At 43.3% G+C, this 17,375-nt stretch carries 16 protein-coding genes and 1 other annotated feature; of the genes, 7 read left to right on the top strand and 9 right to left on the bottom strand.

From position 1 onward, the window contains the following. Positions 1-25: 25 nt before the first annotated feature. From EJA10_RS19390 to EJA10_RS19375, 4 genes are all read right to left on the bottom strand, one after another. Positions 26-307 carry an AbrB/MazE/SpoVT family DNA-binding domain-containing protein gene (locus EJA10_RS19390; RefSeq protein WP_125481685.1) on the bottom strand — a complete coding sequence of 94 codons (282 nt, stop codon included), beginning with the start codon at positions 305-307 and terminating at the stop codon, positions 26-28. 354 nt (positions 308-661) lie between these two features. Further along, positions 662-2,092 (bottom strand): proline--tRNA ligase, encoded by a 1,431-nt coding sequence (proS, locus tag EJA10_RS19385; protein WP_125481684.1) that lies wholly within the window; start codon positions 2,090-2,092, stop codon positions 662-664. Between the two features lie 47 nt (positions 2,093-2,139). Beyond that, positions 2,140-2,350: a binding site (T-box leader), on the bottom strand. A 36-nt stretch (positions 2,351-2,386) separates the two neighbouring features. Further along, positions 2,387-2,629, bottom strand: coding sequence for a hypothetical protein (locus EJA10_RS23540; RefSeq protein WP_125481683.1), 243 nt, complete (start codon positions 2,627-2,629; stop codon positions 2,387-2,389). Between the two features lie 152 nt (positions 2,630-2,781). Further along, on the bottom strand, positions 2,782-4,185 hold the full coding sequence (locus tag EJA10_RS19375) for an LVIVD repeat-containing protein (RefSeq protein ID WP_125481682.1): 1,404 nt from the start codon (positions 4,183-4,185) through the stop codon (positions 2,782-2,784). A 299-nt stretch (positions 4,186-4,484) separates the two neighbouring features. On the opposite strand from EJA10_RS19375, the gene abc-f reads away from it, so the two are divergent. The 5 genes from abc-f to EJA10_RS23835 all read left to right on the top strand — a co-directional run bounded on the left by abc-f (position 4,485) and on the right by EJA10_RS23835 (position 9,476). Beyond that, entirely contained in the window at positions 4,485-6,038 is a 1,554-nt protein-coding gene (abc-f, locus tag EJA10_RS19370) for a ribosomal protection-like ABC-F family protein (protein ID WP_125481681.1), read from the top strand. Positions 6,039-6,225: 187 nt separating this feature from the next. After that, on the top strand, positions 6,226-7,086 hold the full coding sequence (locus EJA10_RS19365; RefSeq protein ID WP_125481680.1) for a putative selenate ABC transporter substrate-binding protein: 861 nt from the start codon (positions 6,226-6,228) through the stop codon (positions 7,084-7,086). 8 nt (positions 7,087-7,094) lie between these two features. Further along, positions 7,095-7,841 carry a phosphonate ABC transporter ATP-binding protein gene (locus tag EJA10_RS19360; protein ID WP_125481679.1) on the top strand — a complete coding sequence of 249 codons (747 nt, stop codon included), beginning with the start codon at positions 7,095-7,097 and terminating at the stop codon, positions 7,839-7,841. A 1-nt stretch (position 7,842) separates the two neighbouring features. Next, entirely contained in the window at positions 7,843-8,643 is an 801-nt protein-coding gene (locus EJA10_RS23840) for a PhnE/PtxC family ABC transporter permease (RefSeq protein WP_170169197.1), read from the top strand. Further along, positions 8,640-9,476, top strand: a complete 837-nt coding sequence (locus EJA10_RS23835; protein WP_125481677.1) for a PhnE/PtxC family ABC transporter permease — start codon at positions 8,640-8,642, stop codon at positions 9,474-9,476. Before EJA10_RS23840 ends, EJA10_RS23835 begins: the two co-directional genes overlap by 4 nt. Positions 9,477-9,517: 41 nt before the next feature. Here the strand turns inward: EJA10_RS23835 and EJA10_RS19345 are convergent, their stop codons facing one another. Beyond that, a complete protein-coding gene (locus EJA10_RS19345) occupies positions 9,518-9,940 on the bottom strand; it encodes a hypothetical protein (RefSeq protein ID WP_125481676.1) in 423 nt (140 codons plus the stop codon). A 122-nt stretch (positions 9,941-10,062) separates the two neighbouring features. Next, positions 10,063-10,209 carry a hypothetical protein gene (locus EJA10_RS23535; protein WP_170169196.1) on the bottom strand — a complete coding sequence of 49 codons (147 nt, stop codon included), beginning with the start codon at positions 10,207-10,209 and terminating at the stop codon, positions 10,063-10,065. A 213-nt stretch (positions 10,210-10,422) separates the two neighbouring features. Between EJA10_RS23535 and EJA10_RS19340 the strand changes: the two genes are divergently transcribed. Next, positions 10,423-11,508 (top strand): AI-2E family transporter, encoded by a 1,086-nt coding sequence (locus EJA10_RS19340; RefSeq protein WP_125481675.1) that lies wholly within the window; start codon positions 10,423-10,425, stop codon positions 11,506-11,508. Between the two features lie 42 nt (positions 11,509-11,550). Here EJA10_RS19340 and EJA10_RS19335 read toward each other — a convergent pair whose 3' ends face one another. Further along, positions 11,551-12,279 (bottom strand): esterase/lipase family protein, encoded by a 729-nt coding sequence (locus tag EJA10_RS19335; RefSeq protein ID WP_125481674.1) that lies wholly within the window; start codon positions 12,277-12,279, stop codon positions 11,551-11,553. Between the two features lie 176 nt (positions 12,280-12,455). Between EJA10_RS19335 and EJA10_RS19330 the strand changes: the two genes are divergently transcribed. After that, entirely contained in the window at positions 12,456-12,950 is a 495-nt protein-coding gene (locus EJA10_RS19330; protein ID WP_125481673.1) for a YhcN/YlaJ family sporulation lipoprotein, read from the top strand. 73 nt (positions 12,951-13,023) lie between these two features. Here EJA10_RS19330 and EJA10_RS19325 read toward each other — a convergent pair whose 3' ends face one another. Beyond that, a complete protein-coding gene (locus EJA10_RS19325) occupies positions 13,024-13,569 on the bottom strand; it encodes an HD domain-containing protein (RefSeq protein WP_125481672.1) in 546 nt (181 codons plus the stop codon). A gap of 224 nt (positions 13,570-13,793) precedes the next feature. Further along, positions 13,794-17,258: a hypothetical protein gene (locus EJA10_RS19320; RefSeq protein WP_125481671.1), complete on the bottom strand. Its 3,465-nt coding sequence runs from the start codon at positions 17,256-17,258 to the stop codon at positions 13,794-13,796. Positions 17,259-17,375 lie beyond the last annotated feature (117 nt).

The raw sequence follows: 17,375 nt of genomic DNA, 5'->3' as shown, positions 1-17,375 counted from the left end.
CTGAGGACTGCTTAATTTGAGTATTCTAGTTGGTTGCTAGATAGCTTTGCAATTCTTTGATCAGCTGCTCTGCGCCTTCCCTGCTTAAAATGATTTTTCCATCAGCAATTGACATATTATCGTTGCTGATCGTCCCGGTAATAAGGCAAGTCAGGTCAGGCTGGTACTTCTTCAGGATGATCATATCCTCATCAACAAAGATCTCAAGCGGATCATTTTCTCCAATGCTCAGCTTTTTCCTCAGCTCCATCGGGATTACCACCCTGCCCAACTGATCGGTCTTTCTGACAATTCCTGTCGCCTTCATATTTGCATCCTCCCCTATAGAATGAAATGGGATTTTGGATGACTGTTCTCAGAATGGATTCTAGCCCAATACAATTATAGCAAAACCAGGAATGATTTTACATTTTAATTGTGTAGATTTCGTTGTATTTGACAGGTAACCAATAGGGCTTATAAGTGCTCGCATTTTTCTTTATGTGGACTATTAGGGAACCCAATAGGGCCTATAATGGTTTATATTTTCCTGAACATGGCTTTTAGTGTATCCAATAGAAGGTTTATCTCATTGTTCTTCCGGAAAAAGGTCTTTCTGCTGTAATCTTTTCAATAAAAAAAGCTATCTCAAAAGGGTACCTTTCGAGATAGCCTGTGTTTGTTAGTAAGCTTTTGCCCAAAGGACCATCTTCTCAACTTCTTTTCCGCAGCAGACGCACTTCTCTCCTACTTTTTCCTGTTCGAAAGGAATGCATCTGGAGGTGGCGGATGTTTCTTCTTTAATCTGATCCTCGCATGCTCTGTCGCCACACCACATGGCTTTTATAAAACCTGTTTTATGTTCGAGAATAGTTTTGAATTCTTCAAGATTCAAAGCGATGCTGGTTTTAGCTTCACGATGGTTTTTGGCTTTTTCGTAAAGGCTGTGCTGGATGTCATCCAGCAATTCTGGAAGTTTTCTTTCTAAATCTGCCAGCGGTACAAAGATTTTTTCTCCAGTATCGCGTCGGGCAAGGACGACCTGGCCTTTTTCGATATCTTTAGGTCCTACCTCAAGTCTTACTGGTATACCCTTCATTTCATATTCATTGAATTTCCAGCCAGGCTTTTTATCACTTGCGTCGATGCCAACGCGAGCGATATTCGATAACTTGGTTTTCAACTCATAGGCAAAATCAAGCACACCTTCCTTGTGCTGTGCGACCGGAACGATCATTACCTGTGTTTGTGCGGCTTTCGGAGGAATGACGAGCCCTCTGTCATCTCCGTGTACCATGATCATCGCGCCAATGACGCGGGTGGTGAATCCCCAGGAGGTTTGCTGCACATATTGGAGTTGTCCGTCCTTATCGGTGTACTGAATTCCAAAGGCTTTAGCGAAGCCATCGCCAAGATGATGCGAAGTACCAGTCTGAAGGGCTTTGCCGTCATGCATCAGACTTTCGATGGTATAGGTTAGCTTTGCTCCTGCGAATTTTTCTTTCTCTGTTTTTTGTCCCTGGACAACAGGAATAGCGAGGATGTTTTCACAAACATCTGCATATACCTTCAACATCTTGACCGTTTCTTCAAGTGCTTCTTCGTCTGTAGCATGGCATGTGTGTCCCTCCTGCCACAGGAACTCCAGTGTCCTCAGGAATGGACGGGTGGTCTTTTCCCAGCGCACGACATTTGCCCACTGATTATATAGCTTAGGAAGATCGCGATAAGAATGGATGATGTTTTTATAATGCTCACAGAAAAGAACTTCTGAGGTTGGCCTGACAACAAGTCTCTCTGCCAGTTCTTCAGAGCCTCCGTGGGTGACCCAGGCTACTTCAGGGGCAAACCCTTCAATATGGTCCTTCTCTTTTTGGAGCAAGCTTTCCGGTATGAAAAGCGGCATATAGACGTTCTCGTGCCCTGTTTCCTTGATGCGGCTGTCGAGTTCATTTCTGATATTTTCCCATAGGGAGTATCCGTACGGACGGATAATCATCGAACCTCTTACGCTTGAATAATCGATTAAATCTGCTTTTGTCACTACGTCGGTATACCATTGGGCGAAATCTTCATCCATGGATGTTATTTCTTTTACAAATTCCTTTGCCATTTCCACACCTCTATTCTGTTTTTTAAACACAAAAAGGCCTTGATCCCAAAAGGGGCCAAGGCCTGGCGGTACCACCCTAATTCATAAAGCATGCTTTACACTCTGCATGATAACGGAATTGATCCGCCGTGATCTTCAAAATATCCGATCCGGGACTCAGAGGCAGGTTCAAATGGCTGCCAATAGGAACCTTTCAGCTTTGAGTTCCTTCTCTGTTAATGGCTATTCCATTTTACTGATCCTCATCAACGTCAGTATTATTTTTGATGATTATAAATAGAAACAAACAGGATGTCAATTTTTATTTTCGTATTGGACATTTTTACTCAAATAAACCTTTTCTGCTACGTACCCTGTCCCCAGCCCTATAATCACCGGTAAAAGTGACCTGGATTCGGAATAGAAGCCTGTAGGTGTCTCATTGTATTTTTGGTGGAAAATCAAGATGTCGATGTTAAAAAGGTAGCCTATGAGGTAAAGAAGTCCAGCAACTGATACGAATGTTCCAGAGGCTACGGTAAAACGATTGTGCTTCATTTTATCATCCAATCTATCATATGTAAGTATCTTCCTCTTAGTATAATAGAAGGGTTTCATATTCTCAACAGTCAGAAAATAGGTTGATTGGGAAACCGCAATGGTTTTCGGAAAAAACAGAAAAGCACGCATTCTGCGTGCTTTCCAAATTTCTATTCTACACCCTGGTTCGCGAGGCCTTTGCTGTTGTTTTTCAGAAGGACCTTCAAACCTGAGCCCATATCTGATGCCAGGACATAATTTCGGTCAACAAAGACTCCCCATACATTTGAATTTTCCGGTATATACTGTCCGGTTTGTACTGGGTTGGCTGGATCGGTGATATCAACAGCATAGACGCCGCCCGCATAATGAGACAGGTACAGGGTATTGCCATGCACCTTAGGGTCATGGACTGTGTTGGCAAAGGTGTTGCCGTTTTCAATGTTATCGACCAAGTCAGTCTTGAACTCACTTAGCAGTTTAGGGTTGGTTTTATCCTTGATGTCAAAGATTCTCGTATAGCCGTAAGATTCCTCAAAACCTTCTTTTACCGGTACATAGACTTCCCTTGTCTCGATCAGGACGGTTCCGCCTTTTGCCAGTGCAGCTGAGTGGGCAGATCCCTGTTGACTGGATGCGTATTCAGTGCGGCCAAGGTACTGAGGATTTTCCGGATTGCTGATATCAAAAATGACAGTGCCAAGGTCCCACATAGAGACATACGCATACTTTCCTGTCTCATCGACCATTGTGCTATGGTTGAATACTGGGCGTACCTTTCCATCTGGTGAGTTCCAGTGGTATCCGTTGAAATTTTCCGGAATCTCTTCAAGACTGCGCGGATCGAATTCCCATAGTTTTTGAGGGTTCGATGGATCGCTGACATCCACCACCTGGAAATCCTTTTCTTCTCCGTGGCTGTAATAGTCTGCGTACGGGTTAGCGGCAAGGACGATGGCACGGTTGCCCTGCATCGTTAAATAGAGTTCATGTGTTCCGCTGGTCTTTTTTGTGACTTCATAGAATCCAAGCTTCTTTGGATTTGCTGGATTAGTTACGTCATATAGCAGGAAACCACCTTTTGAATCGGAGTTATTACGGTCAAGCTGCTGGACGCTTACGACCGCAAGATCCCCTTTGAATGATGGGGTATTGACGCTTTTTACAATCACTTTTTCCTGCCAGGTTCCAGGAATATCGTTATTTGCGAAAACGGCCACCTCTTGAGGATTAGCCGGATCCTTCATATCGAATACTCGAACCCCGCCATTTCCGCCATTTCTTGTGTGGGTTCCCAGGTAGGCATAACCTTTATGCGCATAGACATCTGCAAAGCTGTTTTGCTTTCCGTCAGCCCTTACTGTGTTCATCTCAGGAGTGGCAGCTTCATGTAAAAATTGAAGATTTTTGCTGCCTTCCATTAAAGGGACGGCAACATTGCTATAACCTGCCCTCTCACCCTTTTCAATATTGACATCTCCGAGTTCGTCGTGTGCGAAGACATTGAAAGGAATGGTCGAGACAGTCAGTGCACCTGCAAGTACTAAACTTGATAACAAACGCTTTTTCTTCATTTTTAAACCCTCCTACTATGTATTGGTTAAAACTATAGCAGAGGTGAAAACCTATCATCAATTAATATTAAGTATATTTTGTAAATTCAGTAAATTTATCCTAAAACTGTTTTTTCCTTTCTGTATCCATGGTAACTGTTTCGGGATTCGAAATAGGTAAATATCCATATGCTCCTGTCCGCCATTTTCATATCATCCAGTCAAGAAAAAACCTAGTCGAAACATCGAGATTTTAGTATGATTATGAAATGTGATTGATTTCAATGTGTTTAAAATAGATTTGAAGCGAGGAACGTAAAATGAGTTTATTGAATGTAGAAAATTTGAGCCACACTTTTGGGGATCGTACCCTCTTTAAAGATGTTTCCTTCCGCCTGCTTGCAGAGGACCATGTTGGCCTTGTTGGCGCGAACGGAGTTGGAAAGTCAACATTAATGAATATCATTACCGGCGAGCTGATCCATGATTCCGGTAAGGTTGAATGGACATCGGGAGTAGAGTATGGATATTTGGATCAGCATACAGTTCTTACGCCTGGGAAAACCATTCGTGATGTCCTGCGAGATGCCTTCCTTCCTCTTTTTAAAAAAGAAGAAGAACTAAATGAAGTAACAGGAAAAATGGCAGAAGCCACTCCCGAAGAGCTTGAAGTACTGCTCGAGCAAATGGCAGAAATTCAGGATGCCCTTGATGCAGGCGGCTTTTATTCCCTGGATATCGAGGTAGAAGAAGCAGCGCGCGGTCTTGGGTTAGACGCAATTGGCATCGATCGCGATGTTTCGGCACTGAGCGGCGGACAGCGTACGAAGGTGTTGCTTGCCAAGCTATTGCTTGAAAAGCCCAAGGTCCTCCTTCTGGACGAGCCAACAAACTACCTGGATGTTGAGCATATTCAGTGGCTGAGCAGATACCTGAAGGAATATCCTTATGCATTTATCCTGATTTCTCACGATACGGAGTTTATGAATCAGGTTTCCAATGTCATTTTCCAATTGGAGTTCTCTAAATTGACACGTTATACGGCCACCTATGAAAAATTCCTTGAATTGGCGGAGATCAACAAGAACCAGCATATCAACGCCTACGAAAAGCAACAGGAATTTATTAAGAAGCAAGAAGACTTCATTGCAAAGAATAAGGCGCGCTATTCAACTACTGGACGAGCAAAAAGCCGTCAGAAACAGCTGGATAGAATGGAGCGGATCGACAGGCCGGAAACAGCACTCAAGCCGACCTTCGAGTTCAAGGAATCCCGTGCAAGCAGCCGTTATGTTTTTGAAGGAACGGATTTTGAAATTGGATATACTCACCCGCTGCTTCCAAAAATGTCGATCACGATCGAACGCGGTGAAAAGATCGCGATTGTCGGAATGAATGGGGTCGGTAAATCGACTTTGTTGAAAACGATGCTCGGCAAGATTCCAGCCCTAAGCGGCAAGATCGAGCGTGGTGACTTCCTCTTCCCTTCATACTTTGAGCAGGAAGTAAAAGCAGGAAGCATCACGCCGATTGAAGATGTATGGAACGAATTCCCGAACCTTGATCAGCATCAGGTCCGCGCTGCACTAGCTCGAAGCGGCCTGAAAAATGAACATATATCCCGCCCGCTTAATCAGCTGAGCGGTGGTGAACAGGCAAAAGTACGTCTCACCAAGCTGCTGATGCACGAGAGCAACTGGCTGTTATTCGACGAACCGACGAATCACCTTGACATTACGGCAAAAGCCGAATTGAAACGTGCTCTGAAAGCTTATAAGGGCACCATCGTCCTTGTCAGCCACGAACCTGACTTTTACGAAGACTGGGTGACCAAGGTCTGGAATGTGGAAGAGTGGGCCGGTAAATCACAATAAACAATCAGCAACCTGCCTCAAATACGTTGGCAGGTTGTTTTCTTTCTGCATACTATCTTACGGTGTAACGCTGCTTGATTCCTGAAACAAAAAATATAGAAATATCGATTAAAGGGTATTGAGTTATCTTCGTATTATTGATAAATTTTATAGAGTCCATAAAATTTATTTATATAGGAGATTTAAAATGAAAAAGATTATTGTATTTATAAGTATACTATTCATCCTTACTCTTACGGCATGTTCTGGAAGTCAAGATGATAAGGCAGAAACGACAACCATAAAAATTGGCGCAATCCCTGACCAGAATGCAGCTGACTTAAACAGGAGCATGGAGGATTTTGCGAAGGACCTGGGAGAAAAGACAGGATTCAAAGTGGAATACGTCCCTTCTGTTGACTATTCTGCTCTGGTTACTGCTTTTGAGCGCGGCGAAATCCAGCTGGCCTGGTTTGGAGGCCTTACTGGTGTCCAGGCAAGAAACCTGGTCCCTGAAGCGGAAGCTTTCGCTCAGAGACCGATTGATGAAAAATTCAAATCCGTCTTTATTGCCCAAAGTGATCTTGATATTGATAGTCTGGAAGGTTTAAAAGGAAAATCGTTCACCTTCGGAAGTGAAAGTTCAACTTCAGGCCACTTGATGCCCCGCTATTTCATGATGGAAGCCGGCGTGGATCCTGACCAGGAACTTGATGGAAAACCAAACTACTCCGGTTCCCATGATAAAACTTATAAGCTGGTTGAATCTGGTGCGTTCCAGACGGGAGCGCTGAATATCTCTGTATGGGAAGCTGCTGTTAAGGAAGGCAAAGTGGATGAAACGAAAGTAAAAGTGTTCTACACTACCCCTGAATATTTTGATTATAACTGGACGGTCAATAAGGTTGATGAAGAAACGAAGGCAAAATTAAAAGAAGCGATTCTTTCCATGACTTCAGAAGACAATGAAATTATGGAATTGCTTCAAACGGATAAATTCATAGAAACGAAGAATGAGAATTATGAAGCGATCGAAAAGGTTGCAAAGGAACTTAAGATTATCAAGTAGGTGTAACGATGGCCGAAATTATAAATGTCAACAGAATATCGAAAAACTATGAGCGGAAGATAGCATTATCTTCCCTTTCTTTTACTGTGGAAAAAGGTGAACTAGTAGCGCTGATCGGTCCAAGCGGTGCCGGGAAGACAACGCTGCTGAATATGTTGGGTGCTATATTTCCTCCAGATCAGGGAGAAATCGTGATCAGCGGAAAGCAGATAGCAGAGATGACGGATCAGAAAAAACGGGCAAAAAAAATAGGCATGATCAGACAGCAGTTTGACCTGGTCGGTGAGCTTCCAGTTATCCATAATGTCCTTGCGGGAAGGCTTTCTGATTGGGGGGTAATGAAATCATTGGTTTCCCTGCTGATACCGCAGGATAAGGATTATGCTACAGCAGCTCTTGATCGAGTTGGCTTGAAGGATAAGCTTTATGAGCGCACCTCTAAACTCTCAGGCGGCGAACAGCAAAGGGTCGCGCTTGCACGCCTCCTTGTCCAGAGTCCGGAAATTGTCCTGGCTGATGAACCAGTTGCATCCCTGGATCCTGCTCGTGCTGAAGATGTCCTCGAACTATTGGTCAACATTGCTTCTGAAGAGAAACAGACATTGATTGCAAGTCTGCATTCTGTTGAATATGCCAGGAAATACTTCGATCGGTTGATCGCGCTTAAAAATGGTGAGCTCTTTTTCGACCTCCCTTCTTCTTCGGTGAGTGACGACCATATAAAACGTCTATACAGCTTGAAGGAGCATTCGTAATATGGAGAGAAACTGGATGAGTTTTGAGCTGCATAAGCGAAAAATCCTCTCGCTGATTTTAGGGCTGGCGTTCGCTGCAAGCCTGTTTTCTGTTGAGTGGAACAGCGAATTAATCCATAACGGAGGATTAACTACCGCAAAACAAATTGGGCTGGCATTTTTTACCCCAGATTTATCAGGTGAAATCCTGATCCTTGCCCTTGAATCAAGCTGGACGACTCTTTCATATGCTGCTGCCGGCATGAGTCTGGCATTAATAATCGCATTTTTCTTTGGAGTTGCCGCTTCAGGTGTGATGGTTTCGGGAGAAAAAAATAAAAGGCTTATCAAGCCCTTTTTTCGGAGCCAGCTAGGCTTCATGAGGGCCATACACGAGCTAGTCTGGGCCTGGCTCTTCGTCGCATCGATCGGCCTTTCCCCTTTTGCGGCGATCTTCGCTCTAGCCATCCCCTATGGAGGGATACTTGGCAGGATTTTTGCTGATATGCTTGAGGACGTACCGCAGGAACCGATTAGAGCTTTGGAAGCTGCTGGAGCTTCGAAGCTTCAGGCTTTGTGGTATGGATACCTGCCGATGGTAAGGGCCAGCATTACGAGCTATGCAATGTACCGATTTGAATGTGCCGTCCGTTCCTCAGCGATCATGAGTTTTGTAGGAATTGGCGGGCTCGGTTACCAGATCCAGCTGAGCCTGGATGACCTGCACTATGATGAAGTCTGGACCTTCGTGTTCTTTTTAATCATTCTTGTCATCCTGATCGATGCCTGGAGCAATCAATTAAGAAAGAGGCTGATCCAATGAAAAAGCGAAAACTGAACTTTGTGACGGCCTCAGTTTATGCACTCATCCTTCTTGCTGCAGGATCATGGCTGTCTATATTTACAGTCGAAAATGCAAATTTGTCCACGCTGTTTTCGCAATCAAACCTCATGTATGCAAGCAAATTTTTCAATGGGCTTTTTGGTATAGGTGAGGAAAATCCTGCTTTTTTCAACGCGGAAAGCTGGGGAAATGCCTGGGCACTTACGATGGAGACATTGGTCATGAGCATCATGGCAACGGGATTTGCGACAATCTGTGCCCTATTGACAGTTGTACCGGCCGCACGCAATGTCGCTGACGGTTCTCTGACACTGGTAAAAAAATGGCATGGCAGGATTTCATTTGGCTTCATAAGAGGAGGTTATATCTTCTCACGTGCTGTTCCTGAACTTGTCTGGGCGATGATCATCATCTTTATCTTTAAGCCCGGTATCCTGCCAGGAGCAATTGCGCTTGCTCTCCATAATTTTGGTATCCTCGGAAAGCTTTGCGCTGAGGTGATAGAGGATCTTGACTCACGCCCGATCCGCAATCTTGCATCAAGCGGGGCAGGCAGAGTGCAAATTTTGTTGTATGGTGTGCTCCCAGCAGCCCTTCCCCGCTTTTTGACCTATATCCTGTATCGCTGGGAAGTAATCATGAGAACCACGATTGTGGTAGGGTTTGTTGGTGCTGGCGGACTCGGTCAGCAATTCAAGCTCAGCATGAGTTTCTTCCATTACACGGACATTACCCTGCTGCTATTTTTCTATCTGATTCTCGTTTTCGCTGCCGATTTTATATCGGAAAAAGCGAGATACTTCATAAAATAAATCCGGCCAGTATTTGGGCCGGATTTTTCTGTGTGTCCTCATTATAGAATGTCGATATTGTCCAAGCCATTTTCCAGGAAGTATTTTTCATAGCGTGCCTTCAGCTGGAACAGGCGATTGATCTTTTCTTCAATGGTAGCATTGATATTCACTTCACGCTTCAGGTCAATAGTGGCGAGCTTGTGTGTCAGCTGGTCCCAAAATACTTCTTCCTCGTACTCATCAATAATGGCTTCGACCGTTTCTTTCAGGTTTTCTGATAAATAATAGTATTCTTCCTCTCGATCGTAGTAAATCTCATCGGCGGCTTCGAATTCGTTAGCCAGAGAAAAAATATATTGTTCCAGATCCTCTGCTTTGCTTACCAGATCCTGATCAGCCTCTGTAAGGCCAAGCGGCCAATTGCCAAGCTGCAGCAATTTTACCAGTGTCAGATACTGTTCCCTTGAAAGGTCAATTCCCATATAACCCTCCCCTTTCATATGCTTGTTTCATGTATATGACGGAAGCAGTGGTGAATGACCTATTATGTATGAAAATAAAACGGCAAGCCCTGATGTTAAGGCTTGCCGGGTCTATAAAGGAATCAAGAAGAAATGTTGATTGCTTCTCCTATTAACTGAATATCTTTATAAATCTCGCTTTTCAATTCCTCGTCCTTACATTGTGAGTATTCATCAAATAACCGCCCTAGTTCCTTAATAAACAGTAAATGCTCCTCGACTGCAACCATACAGAAACCCCTTTACACAGAAGATGACCAGTGGCAATTGATGTATAATTCTAATTCTGTTGACCAGAATATTTACCCTTTACATGCCGTTTGAAACTACCAATTTTTATAATGATATGTCTAGTGTGTCCACAATATGACAACCATCATTGTTTAGTCATCTTCCCTTTAAGGTAAGTAATAGGAAAAGACAATCTGTAGGGGGTTTAGGGAATGTGGTTTCACCGGCCATTTTTTAAATATGCGACAGGAGCAATCCTGATCCTTATCATTATCTTTCTTTTTGGTAAAATAGATTACTTTGTCTGGCCTCTTCAAAACTTCATTATTGCGATATTTTTTCCTGTCCTGATTTCTGGGCTTGTTTATTATTTATTGAGGAAGCCGGTAAGATGGCTAAATCGATTCATGCCAAAAATGATTAGCATTCTGATTATCTTTGTACTTGGAACTGGATTATTAAGTGGCTTTTTCTATTTTGCGGGTTCGATCGTCATCGAGCAAATCAGCGGTCTAACCGAAAACTTCCCTGAAAAAGCAGATGAAATAACAAAGGAATCCGAAGAAGTCATCGATAAAAACGATCTCGGTTTTATAAATGCCGATGAAATTAAGCAGAGGGCGCTCAATTATCTCAGCAGGGTATCACAAAACCTGGGAGAAAATATCATCACCGTCATAACAGTCATCACCAGCGTAGCCACAGTGCTTGTTGTCGTACCATTTCTGGTCTTTTTCTTCCTGAAAGACGATGAAAAATTGAGGCCCTATATTCTGAGGTGGGTGCCTGATGAGCACCAGCAGGAAGGAAACAGGATCCTTAAAGATATCGACCAGACCCTGTTCACCTATGTAACAGGCCAATTCATCATTGCGCTTGTCGATGGAACGCTAATGTATATCGGTTATAAAATCATCGGGCTTGATTATGCACTTATTCTCGCAATTTTTACGATGTTCCTGACAGTTGTTCCGTTTCTTGGACCGCTCATTGGTGTGCTTCCTGCATTGTTCGTTGCACTGGCAACTGGCCCGATGATGATGGTAAAGGTACTGATCGTCCTTGTCGTTGTCCAGCAGCTGGAAGGAAATCTCGTCACGCCTCAGGTAATGGGTAAAAAGCTCAATATCCACCCGATTACGGTCATCCTGCTGCTGATTGCCGCAGGTTCCATATATGGCTTCATCGGAATCCTGATTGCGATCCCACTCTATTCTGTCATAAAAATCATCATTAAAGATGTTTGGAAATTTTATAAGCTCCGAGAGAACCGAAAAAGCATCAATACCGGAAAATGAGTTCAAAAAGACGGCCAGCATTACAGCTGGCCGTCTTTTTGATCAATTTGTATTCTTCCCGCCATCCTGGAGACCGTTCAGGATCAATGGCCTGACAGAGGCATCTGTCAGAAGTCCGCTGTGGCTTACCCCGCTGATTTCCAGGTTATCAGCACCTGCGATGATTGAACTGGTATATGGAGTTATGACGGTATCAGCACTGCTGTAAATGGATGTATACTGGATGATCGAAGCAGGATCAATGCCATTCGGGGTTTCATCAGGGTTATTCAAATTATTAAGGAAGCTGCTACCTGGCACCATCTCACGTCCTCCATCCGTCCATAATCCAAAGTAAGATGAATTAGTGCCGTGATGAGGAGATCCGAGTGTGATCACATCATCGACTGTCTTTGCACCGTCCAGATGTTTGATATAGTAGCGAGTGCTTAAACCGCCCATACTATGAGCGATGATATCCACTTTTGCTGCTTTGGTCTGACGAAGGACATTTTTAATGAAGGATTGCAATTCATATGCGTTATTCACATTGCTTCCCGTAGTATTGGAATACTGAATTGCATACAGGTAATTTGATGGCCACCCCTGATTGACCAGCCATTGTTTCATATTATCAAAGCTGGAAGAGGAGCCTGTAAATCCATGAACAAAAATAACAGGGTCTTTCTCCGAGGTGATTGGCACCCTCTTTGCTGCAGATGCTGGTGAAATAAATGTAAACACAACTAAAAGGAAAACCGCTATACTTAATAAACCTCTTAACTTTTTCATCGCAACCCTCCTAAATTTTCAATCTATAAATTTTATGACCCCTTTTTTATAAAATTCCTTAGACTTTTACTCTTTCAAATGCCCTTTTGCCCACTACTCCGATATGGAAAATTTTGAATAAATCTCCTTTGTTTGGGACATTCTATTCACGAGTTAAAAAATAGGAGGATGTGCCAATGAAGAAGTTCAGCCTATTGCTGCTATTTACAGTCCTTGTTTTCACAGGGTGCAATACTTACAGAGATGAAGGTGCGCAAGTTAATCGGGTGAATGATCAAGGAATCCAGATCCAGAATGTTAACGAAGAGCATCGGTTCAATTCCTATAATCAAACCTATCGGATGCATGTTGACAATAATCTCGAGGAACAGGTTGAAATGCTTGGAGAAGTTCAAAGTGCCACAATCATAACGGTTCAACGAAAAGCATATGTAGCGGTGGTACTTGAAAATGGGGATACAGACAATGTTTCAGGTGAAGTAAAACGTAAAATTGCAGAGCAAATTCGTTCGATTGATGAAAGCATCAGCGAAGTATATATTTCTTCAAATGCCGATTTTGCAGTAGAAATGCAGGACTATCGCGATCAGCTTCAAAGCGGCAGACCGATTGTGGGATTGACGGAGAAATTCAATACAACAATCGAAAGAAGTTTTCCTCAAGCAAGATAAGAGGGAAATGAATTAAAAAAAACGGAAAGGTACCGGATTCACTCATTCGTTGCCCTTCCGTTTTTTGTTTTTATTATTTCATTCTACTGTAATCTGGTTCATTCTTTTTCCTCAGTTCTTCATCAATCATGCTGTCGAGCCGGATAATGCTCTTTCTGGCTCGTTCTTCATCGATTTTTCGGTAATGATGATTACCTCCTTCTTCCTTGTCTTTTTCGTCTGCCCATTTTACTACCTGCTGCAGCGGGGTGCGGACGATATCATTTGAAGGTAAAAAGGAGTCAGTGTGGAAAAGGATTGCCAGTGAAGTGGCTTTCGCCTGGACGGGGTTTTCTCCGAGTCTGATTAAAAGTTTATGGGCTCTTTCTGCGCCTTTAATTGGATGGATATCGTTTTTCCGGTAGAGCTCATAATCCCATTTGCCGTTCCTGTACCATGTAAAATGGCCAATATCATGGAGAAATCCTGCTTTTGCAGCAATATCAACATCGACATTATGCTCCTTGGCGAGGTGAAAAGCGTGGTAGGCCACAGCAATGGCATGGGCCATCCCGGACCGCTTCAAGTATTTCTGGGCAATATGGTGTTCGTATAGATCCAAAAGTGTAACATCCCTCATAACCTACCCTCCTTAGCTAGTATATTTCTTCCCTTATTTTTATGAATGGTAACAGATTTTGCATAAAAATGCATCTAATTTTTGCTTACTGTTTAACTTGTCCGAATTCCATTCACTATATATAATGCAGATCTGGATCGAGGGGTTCCTTTTAGATTCAACCTATTTAGGATGAAAAATGTATAAAAAGCCGGCAAGAGTGTCTACACCCTTGCCGGCTTATATTAATTCCAATTTTTCAGTTTGAGTATCAGCTTCTCTTTTAATCTGACGAAGAAAGTTTTTTCTCCCTTGGCCCCTTTCTGTTTATTCCATTCGTTAAAGCTGGCGACACCGATTAAAATCGAGCCGGCGATTAACAGATAACCCCACCAAGGGAGATTTCCCCAGAATGGACGGGTCTGTAGAAGGACGTTCAGGAGCAATACTCCAGCGCCTACGAAGAAATAAGCTTTCACTCTCAGCCACATGCCTGCAAGCATGGAGATCAGGGATAGAGATCCCAGAATCAATGCGTCATAGACGGTATTGCTCGCAAGTCCATCCTGAATGAGCAGAAGTGAAACAATGACCAGTACAGCCCATTGGATATAGCCGGTGATTTTTGCTTGTTTCCCTTTAAACATAAAGCGCAGAAAAATCACAAGAACAACGAACGGAAGAATATATACCTCCCTTTCCCATATTAGAGGGATTGTAATTTGCCCGACTGCTGCGTAATACGGTAAGAGCAAATATGCACCTGCGATAAAACGAATAGCTTCAATTCCCTTGCCGTGCACCCTTCTGCTCTGTACCCATAAACCGGCTGACACCAGCAATCCATGGACGATTTGTGCCCAGAATGTTTCCATAGCCAGTGGCAGGAGGGACAGGAAGAAGATGAATCCGGTGACTGTATAGGCGTCAAGACTGCGAATGCCATATGCCCCGCCTTTTTCCCAAAGATTTTGATAGACATATCTGCCTACACATAGGAGCAGCACACCGAGACTGGCAAGGAGCAGGATATCCCAGACTGCTTCCATCCTTTCCTGGAAGATGATCTGCTGGGTGCCGTAGTAAAACAGGATTAACGGTACGATGGCCAGCAGATCCCACTTAATGCGATGAAGCAAAATCAGTAAGGCAGTGGCGTAACCTGAAGTAAATCCAAATAGAGCCCAGCTGTACGGATATACCAGAAGGAAAGTTGCGATTCCTATAAATGAAAATGGTACCAGGAAGTACAGCGTTCTTTGCCTGAAAGCTGCTGAAGATTTATACCAGAAAGCTGCAATCAATAGACTGGACGTGAGGAACGCGTAGTGCCCCAGGTCCTGACTGTATAGATGGATGATCGCTGTCTTTACTACAAGGAACATGGCTATGAACGCAGCGTATAATAAGGACTTTATCTTCCATTCTTTTTTTACGAAGAAAAGATTGGATCCATAAACGATCATGGCAATCAAAAAGGTCCAAATCGCTTTCTCCTGGTACATAATGAACGTCAGCAATAGGGTTGGTGCCATGTAAACGTGAGCAACCCACGCGAAACTATTCGAGAGTTCTCGATCCTTTCGAACCAATACTGCCGCTGCTCCAAGAAGCAGCCAACCACCAGCCGGGAAAAGGATGGCCTCTGCAAAGGAGGTGAATGGAACAATTTCCTCATTGATTGAATCGATTGTAATTAGGTACCATGCCAGGCTGATAACTCCTGCCGTATAGGCCACCGTGCTCGCCTTTGTAGTCTTATAAAGCAGCAAAGACATCAGGATCCCGCCAAGCCAAATGAGTGATTCTCCATAAATATTAGGAACCGGCGCAGTAAAAGTAAAGAACAAACTGGATGCGTAGAAACCGTGAGAAATATAAAATGTTTTATGGGCTAGCTCGTTTTCCTTTCGATTAGAAAGAATTTTACTCAATCCTAATAGAACCACACCCGCAATCGCGAAACTGCCCGGCAATCCTAAAAAATGATGATAGTGTTCAGATAGGATATTCAATTCCTCACCAAGTGAGGCTACCGATAAACCAAGAGAAACAGGTGCTGCCCATTGACCGGCCATTGGCAGAAGCGCCCTTTTTTCCACCCTGGTCATTATGAAGAAAGTGAAGCTGGTCAGAAGGAACATCAGCCCTAGTTCCCACCATCCGAATGAGGCGAAAGCAACAAGGACCATAAACAGCATGATGGCCATTCCAACGTCCCGTGAGCTTGTTCGGATCACTTGAAGAAATTTCGGTTTTACCTGCCAGCTCCCACCCATGAATAAAGTAAATCCGATAAAGAAAATCGGTAAATAGAGATTCTCGATGTATAGCCAATTTCCAATTTGCAATACGGCTTCAAACAGTGCTGAAGCAAGGAAAATCGGACTCAGGTACCGGAAAATCAACTTACTGTTCACATTCGCCAGATAGAGGAAGTTCGCTGCAATGATCAGGTAAGCTGCAAACAAAGTAAATGATGGAGTCCCTGAACGTAACATCATCCCTTCAGCTGTAATGTAGACAAAAGCTAAGCCAGAAACAGCTGCACTGGTGAACTGGAAAGATTTTTTCAAGGAATATTGATCATCAATCAACTTAGGAAGCAGCACAAACACAAAACCAAGAAGTGAATAGCCTATTATGCTTGCTTCGGGAAAGCTTAAATTTTCGAGAATTTGATATGAGCCATATACAAACATTCCACTGAACACAAAGTGATACTCTTTACGGCCATCAATAAAAACCATGGCAAGGTAGACAACCGCGGTCAGAATTAAATTGAAACCATTGAAAATAGCATTTTCATAAAAGAACAGTAGTAATAAAGTGGATAAAACCAGATTCGCCTGTGAATAGATGGCAAGCTCCTTTGCAAACAGCGGATGCTGGCCTATCTTCTTCAGGTAGTGATATAAAGTGATGAGCAGCGTATTGAATAAAATCAGCCCCAGATAAAAACCATCAGATTCCAAACCGAATGTCCTTAGTAAGTAAGCAGCACTCACTGTAGATGCGATATAGGTAAACCAGACAAATAAACGGGACGAAAGCTTTCTGGCGAGCAAAATATAGATAGGAATCAACACAGAACTGCTGATTGTTCCTAATATGAATCTGCCCTCTCCGTAAAATGACAAAACGGGTCCAAGCAATTCGAACCATCCGAGCGATAAAGTGAAAATGGGCAAGAACAAGCTTCCCAGGACAACAAAAGCAAAAGCGGTCTTTTCAATTTTTAAAACCCTGTAGCTCACAAAAGCGAGTCCGTAAAATAATGCAGACACGAGCGCGATAGATCCTGCCTTCATCCAGGAAGCCATCGTTTCCCAATTGCTCGTAGCTACAAACAAGCCGCCGATCAGCAGCATGATTACTCCGATATTCAGAGACCAGGAAATATTCCGTTCGCGAATTTCCTCAGCAGACTTCTTTGGCCGGACCTTAACAGGCTGCGGCTGTGTGCTGACTGGTATTTGTGCCGGCACGGGCGCGGGCGTTTTACTTGCTGACACCTGCTCCGTTTTTTCAACCTGTTGCTGCCTCTGATTTTCGATTTTTTCCTTTTCGTGAAGAAGGTCATTGAAGTATTCGTTATGAGCTTCAGAAACAGTATTATATTCCTGTTTGCTGATATATCCTCTTTCCTTTAAATGATAAAGCTCATTGCGGAAAACTCTTCTTTTTTCTTCATTAGGAGTGAAATCCATATCTATCCCCCTGTTCCTCTTCTATCCATTTTAACCTTTTAGTGTAATTTTACACTATATATTTAAAATTTCAATAATGAAATTGTATTTTCCTCCAGCGAAGTTTCGACAAAAATC

This window comes from Mesobacillus subterraneus (genome assembly GCF_003937825.1).
In the GTDB taxonomy this organism is placed as follows: domain Bacteria; phylum Bacillota; class Bacilli; order Bacillales; family Cytobacillaceae; genus Mesobacillus; species Mesobacillus subterraneus.
The sequence above is the reverse complement of the archived record's forward strand: the minus strand, read 5'-3'. Positions and strand labels throughout refer to the sequence as shown.

Bases quoted from the DNA above. Each gene is read 5' to 3' on its own strand.
- proS (WP_125481684.1), bottom strand. From the start codon at position 2,092: ATGGCAAAGGAATTTGTAAAAGAAATAACATCCATGGATGAAGATTTC.
- EJA10_RS19360 (WP_125481679.1), top strand. From the start codon at position 7,095: ATGGCCGAAATTATAAATGTCAACAGAATATCGAAAAACTATGAGCGG.
- EJA10_RS23535 (WP_170169196.1), bottom strand. From the start codon at position 10,209: ATGGTTGCAGTCGAGGAGCATTTACTGTTTATTAAGGAACTAGGGCGG.
- EJA10_RS19340 (WP_125481675.1), top strand. From the start codon at position 10,423: ATGTGGTTTCACCGGCCATTTTTTAAATATGCGACAGGAGCAATCCTG.
- EJA10_RS19330 (WP_125481673.1), top strand. From the start codon at position 12,456: ATGAAGAAGTTCAGCCTATTGCTGCTATTTACAGTCCTTGTTTTCACA.
- EJA10_RS19365 (WP_125481680.1), top strand. From the start codon at position 6,226: ATGAAAAAGATTATTGTATTTATAAGTATACTATTCATCCTTACTCTT.
- EJA10_RS19320 (WP_125481671.1), bottom strand. From the start codon at position 17,258: ATGGATTTCACTCCTAATGAAGAAAAAAGAAGAGTTTTCCGCAATGAG.
- EJA10_RS23540 (WP_125481683.1), bottom strand. From the start codon at position 2,629: ATGAAGCACAATCGTTTTACCGTAGCCTCTGGAACATTCGTATCAGTT.
- EJA10_RS23835 (WP_125481677.1), top strand. From the start codon at position 8,640: ATGAAAAAGCGAAAACTGAACTTTGTGACGGCCTCAGTTTATGCACTC.
- EJA10_RS19345 (WP_125481676.1), bottom strand. From the start codon at position 9,940: ATGGGAATTGACCTTTCAAGGGAACAGTATCTGACACTGGTAAAATTG.
- EJA10_RS19390 (WP_125481685.1), bottom strand. From the start codon at position 307: ATGAAGGCGACAGGAATTGTCAGAAAGACCGATCAGTTGGGCAGGGTG.
- abc-f (WP_125481681.1), top strand. From the start codon at position 4,485: ATGAGTTTATTGAATGTAGAAAATTTGAGCCACACTTTTGGGGATCGT.
- EJA10_RS19375 (WP_125481682.1), bottom strand. From the start codon at position 4,185: ATGAAGAAAAAGCGTTTGTTATCAAGTTTAGTACTTGCAGGTGCACTG.
- EJA10_RS23840 (WP_170169197.1), top strand. From the start codon at position 7,843: ATGGAGAGAAACTGGATGAGTTTTGAGCTGCATAAGCGAAAAATCCTC.
- EJA10_RS19325 (WP_125481672.1), bottom strand. From the start codon at position 13,569: ATGAGGGATGTTACACTTTTGGATCTATACGAACACCATATTGCCCAG.
- EJA10_RS19335 (WP_125481674.1), bottom strand. From the start codon at position 12,279: ATGAAAAAGTTAAGAGGTTTATTAAGTATAGCGGTTTTCCTTTTAGTT.